The organism is Streptomyces katrae (assembly GCF_000966975.1).
Lineage (GTDB): Bacteria > Actinomycetota > Actinomycetes > Streptomycetales > Streptomycetaceae > Streptomyces > Streptomyces katrae.
Genome location: NZ_JZWV01000955.1, coordinates 1 through 2434 on the forward strand (window position 1 = coordinate 1; position 2434 = coordinate 2434).

Here is a 2434-nt window from a genome sequence, read left to right on the forward strand (position 1 = left end):
GAGGCCCACCGACCGGGCGCCCGCGCCGCCATCGGGGCCGCGCGCGGCCTCGACCCGGCCGCCGCCCGCCGGGCCCTCGCGCCCACCGGCTACGCGGCCCCCCACCTCCCGCCGCCGTACGGGCGGGGTGCCGGGCCGGCCGAGCAGCTCGTGATCCAGCAGGAGCTGAAGGAGGCCGGGGTCAAGGTCGCCGACCTCGGGATCGCCACCTGGATCGTGCCCTCGCTGATCGCCTTCGGCAGCGAGGAGCAGCGCGAGGCCTACGTCCTGCCCACCCTGCGCGGGGACACCACCTGGTGCCAGCTCTTCTCCGAACCGGGCGCCGGCTCCGACCTGGCCTCCCTGCGCACCCGGGCCGAGCGGACCGGCGACGGCTCCTGGAGGATCAACGGGCAGAAGGTGTGGACGAGTTCCGCGCACACCGCCGACTTCGGGATCCTGCTGGCCCGGACCGACCCGCAGGCCCCCAAGCACAAGGGGCTCGGCTACTTCGTGGTCGACATGAAGAACACCCCCGGGATCGAGATCCGCCCCCTCAAGGAGATCACCGGCGACTCCCTCTTCAACGAGGTCTGGTTCGAGGACGTCCTGCTGCCGGCCGAGGCCCTGGTCGGCGCCGCCGACGGCGGCTGGAAGGCCGCCCGCAACACCCTCGGCAACGAACGCGTCCACATGGCCGACCAGATGACCTTCGGCACCGGCCTGGAAGCGCTGATCGCCGCCTCCCGCGGCCTCGACGCCTCCTACGGGGCCCGGATCGGCGCCCTCGCCGCCGAGGCGCACGCGCTCGCCTGCATCGGCTTGCGCACCACCCTCCAGCAGGTGTCCGGCCTGGAGCCGGGCGCGGGCGCGTCCGTCCGCAAGCTCGTACAGACCCCCCACCAGCAGCGGACCGCCGAGCTCGCGCTCGAACTGCTGGGCCCGGCCGGCGCGGTGCGGGAGGGGGCGGGGGAGCGGGCGGTGCACGGGATGCTGATGTCGCGCTGCCTGACCATCGCCGGGGGCACCACCCAGGTCCAGCTGAACGTCGTCGCCGAGCGGATCCTCGGCCTTCCCAGGGACTGACCGAAGGGCAGCAGTGATGAAGTCGTACATCGTGGGCGTCGGCATGACGAAGTTCGAGAAGCCGGAGTCACGGGACTGGCAGTACTGGGACATGGTCAGGGAGGCCGGAGGCGCGGCGCTCGCCGACGCCGGCGTGGACTACGGGCTCGTCGAGCAGGTGCCGGTGGGCTACTGCTTCCAGCCCTCCACCGCCGGCCAGCGGGCGGCGTACGAGCTGGGCCTGACCGGGGTCCCGGTCTACAACGTCAACAACAACTGCGCGACCGGCTCGACGGCGCTGATGATGGCCCGCCAGTTCGTGCAGGGCGGCATCAGTGACTGCGTGCTGGCGGTGGGCTTCGAGAAGATGAAGCGCGGCGCGCTGGGCGGCGGGGCCGACGGGGGTGACTTCGAGACCTCGCCGGTCGCCCGGCACTACGGGATCATGGCCGCCGCGCACGGCTTCGAGATGTCCCCGCCCACCGCGCAGATCTTCGGCAACGCCGCCCGCGAGCACATGGAGCGGTACGGGACCACGCCCGCGCAGCTCGCGGCGGTGGGCGCCAAGAACCACCGGCACTCCGCGAACAACCCGAACGCGCAGTTCCAGGACGTGTACACGGTCGAGGAGGTGCTCGCCGCCAAGACCATCCACGACCCGCTGACCAAGCTCCAGTGCTCGCCCACCTCCGACGGCGCTGCCGCCGCCCTCGTCGTCTCGGAGCGGTTCGTCGTGGCGCACGGGCTGCACGACAAGGCCGTGGAGATCGTCGCGCAGGCCATGACCACGGACACCGCGGAGAGCTTCGGCGGCTCCTGCATCGACGTGGTCGGCAAGCCGATGACGGCCGCTGCGGCCCGCAGGGTCTACGAGGACTCGGGGCTCGGCATCGAGGACGTCGACGTGGTGGAGCTGCACGACTGCTTCTCGGTGAACGAGCTGCTGACGTACGAGGCGCTCGGCATGTGCGCGGACGGGGCCTCCGGCAAGCTCGTGGAGAGCGGCGCCACCACGTACGGCGGCCGCTGGGTGGTCAACCCGTCGGGCGGCCTGATCTCCAAGGGCCACCCGCTGGGCGCGACGGGGCTCGCGCAGGCGGCGGAACTGGTGTGGCAGCTGCGCGGGGAGGCGGGGGCACGGCAGGTCCCCACCGCCCGGGTGGGGCTGGCCCACAACATCGGGCTGGGCGGCGCGGCGGTGGTGACCCTGCTACGCCGCTGACGACCCCGACCCCGGCCCCGGCCCCGGCCCCGGCCCCGGCGCTGGCGCTGGCCGCCGGGCCGCGCTGGGCCAGGGCGGCCCGGCGGCCGGGCGGGCGTGGCGAGGAGGGGGCGGTCGGGTGCCGGGCCGGCCCGGCGAGCAGCTGGCCGGCCGGGGCGTCAGGCGCGG

2 protein-coding genes are annotated in these 2434 nt (G+C 74.1%); both read left to right on the forward strand.

Translation table 11 applies throughout. The features are described 5' to 3' along the window. The coding region (locus VR44_RS30330; RefSeq protein WP_045950823.1) for an acyl-CoA dehydrogenase family protein at nucleotides 1–1065 on the forward strand (1065 nt) is incomplete at its 5' end. Between the two features lie 16 nt (nucleotides 1066–1081). Then, on the forward strand, nucleotides 1082–2266 hold the full coding sequence (locus tag VR44_RS30335; protein ID WP_045950824.1) for a lipid-transfer protein: 1185 nt from the start codon (nucleotides 1082–1084) through the stop codon (nucleotides 2264–2266). Nucleotides 2267–2434: the final 168 nt, after the last annotated feature.